Here is a 2,452-nt window from a genome sequence, read left to right on the forward strand (position 1 = left end):
AGCTGTAGTACTTATTTTTCGTATAATTCCTTTATTTCTTCAAACCAACTCTTTATTTCTTCGAAACAATTTAATTCTATTAAATGCGCTTTTGTGATTTGTTTAGTTAATTTCCCGTTTGCAATCGATTTTATTATTTTCTCATCGTTAAATTTTGTAGTTTTATTAGTAACAATATTTGCAATATCAGAATTGTCCCAATCTGAAACATCTTTTAAAACTATATCAAATTCTTTTTCATATAGACATGCTGGAATGTAATTTTCCATTTCTCGTTTCATTGTTAATATTCCTTTAGAAGAATTTTTCCTTTCATTAACTTTATCAATAGAGCTTTTGTATTTTTCGTCTGTATCTCTATCATATAAATGGAACTCTATTACATTTGAACCTTCTAGATATTCTTTATCAACCCAATTCATCAAACTAGAACCTCCCATAGGAATTATTTTAATTTTTTCTTTTTCTAAATCAATAATTTCATTGAATTCGGGAATGTATTTATTCAAATTAGTTAAGAAACTTATATCATTTGTTCCCTCTAAACAAATTACTAATTTTCCAATGTATGATGTAAGTCCTAATGTATTGGAAATAGCTTTCAGTTTTTGATTATCATTTACTAAATAATTTTCTCCATCTTTTTTGTCAATGAATAATAAGTTTTCATTTTTAAGTTGTTTAGCAACTTCTGGAGAATGTGTAGTTAATATAACTTGATAATTATCTTTATGTGCTAATTCGTTTAAAGCATTTATTAACAAATTTTGATGATCAGGATGTTGAGCTGTTTCGGGCTCTTCAATAGCGTAAATAATGCTCTTGTTTTCTATATTTTTTCTCTCGGCTTCAGCTCTAAAATAATTGAGCGTAATCAATCTTCTTACTCCGCTTCCTCTCTTATTCATCGGAATATTATCATCTCCAATAAAGGAAAATGAAAATAATGTATCCCAGGCTTTCGTAGAAACATCTGGTTTTAAAACTTTAGCAAGTTCTGGATTCATCTCCTTGAGCTTTTCAATTGTTTCTTCGCCAATTATTTCAGCACTTTCTTTTATTAATTTTGTAACTTCTTCTAGTTTATCCGAAACTGTTTCAATAGCTCGTTTAGTTATAACTTTTAATGGATCTTGAACTTCTTTATCTGTATCTTTATTTACTCTGTCAGATTGAAATAAAAAATATAGAGGTAAGTCTTTTGACAGACTTTCCCAAATGTTTTTGCCATCTTCTTTATCAATTGGCATTTCGATTCTTGAAATTTTCTGTAAATTAGAAACACTATATATAGCTTTTCTAATTTCAGCTCTTTTTCTTTTGTCAAACTCAATTGGAACTTTTTTGTCTATGTCAGGGTTATAAGGTCCAATATCTAAACCTATATGAAGATTTTTTAACTCGTTATTATTTTGTAGCTCAGAGAGTGCAAATGCTATATCTTCTTTCTCTAAAACTTTTCTAAGTTCTTCTATTTTAAGTGTTGGTAGAGGTTTATTGGCAAATTCGTTTGGATAATAACAAATTAGAAAAGTCTTTAATGAAGCAGCAGTAATTTTACCTTTACTACAATCCCAAACTTTTTTAATTTCTAACTCATCATTTTCATTTAGTAAAAATTCATCTTTTAAATTAGTTTTTACATCTGTATCTATAAGATATTCTTTAGAAGTATCGACTTTAAAACAACATCTTATGGAAATGTGATTACCACAAAAAACATTCTTATCAGAAAAATCAATTTTAATTTTCTCTTCACCAAAAAAAATGTCTAGTGCTTCTAAAATTGTTGATTTACCAATATCATTTTTACCAATTATAACATTTAAATTATCAACAAAGTCAATTTCGATATTTTTATAACTTCTGAAGTTTTCTAAGATTAGTCTTTTTAAATACATATTATTTTTAAGTAGAAATTGATTAGTGTATTAACCTTTCAGCTAGCATCTTTTTTCATGAACAATACAACTATCCGTTTTGTGAAAAACGTTTATAGTGGCATTTCATAAAATCAACATGTTCAATTAATTGTTTTTTATTTAAAATAAGCTACTTAAAAAGAATAGTTTCGTGTATAACGAAGTAATTTAATTCACAACTGATTTGTATAAATAAGGATAGTAATATAAAATCAGCATATCTTTACATGTTACATATACAACTTATTGTATTTCAAAATATTCAATTCGTACCTTATTACTTGCCTTCAAACATATTAATTTTTTTGTTAATTCTATTACGGAAATCCGTAAACCACTCAATATTTTGAGTCTATCTACTATTTTAACAAAAACTCACGACTTCGGAGTAGTTTTCTAGCCCTCTGCAAGAGCAAGTCGTTTTGAAAGCTCGAATCATAATTTCGAGTGCCTCAAAACATAACTTGCTGTAATCTTTCGATTACTAAATCCATCTATTTTTACAAAGTAAAATCTAAAGTGATTTCATA

The 2,452-nt window shown here is 27.0% G+C and carries 1 protein-coding gene; it reads right to left on the minus strand.

Annotated elements, in window-relative coordinates:
* Positions 1 to 11: 11 nt before the first annotated feature.
* Positions 12 to 1,901: an ATP-binding protein gene (locus RH98_RS14860; protein WP_010257377.1), complete on the minus strand. Its 1,890-nt coding sequence runs from the start codon at positions 1,899 to 1,901 to the stop codon at positions 12 to 14.
* Positions 1,902 to 2,452 lie beyond the last annotated feature (551 nt).

Source organism: Myroides injenensis M09-0166 (assembly GCF_000246945.1).
Classification (GTDB): Bacteria; Bacteroidota; Bacteroidia; order Flavobacteriales; family Flavobacteriaceae; genus Flavobacterium; species Flavobacterium injenense.

Excerpts from the sequence above, each read along its gene's own strand:
- RH98_RS14860 (WP_010257377.1), bottom strand. The coding sequence starts at position 1,901 with ATGTATTTAAAAAGACTAATCTTAGAAAACTTCAGAAGTTATAAAAAT.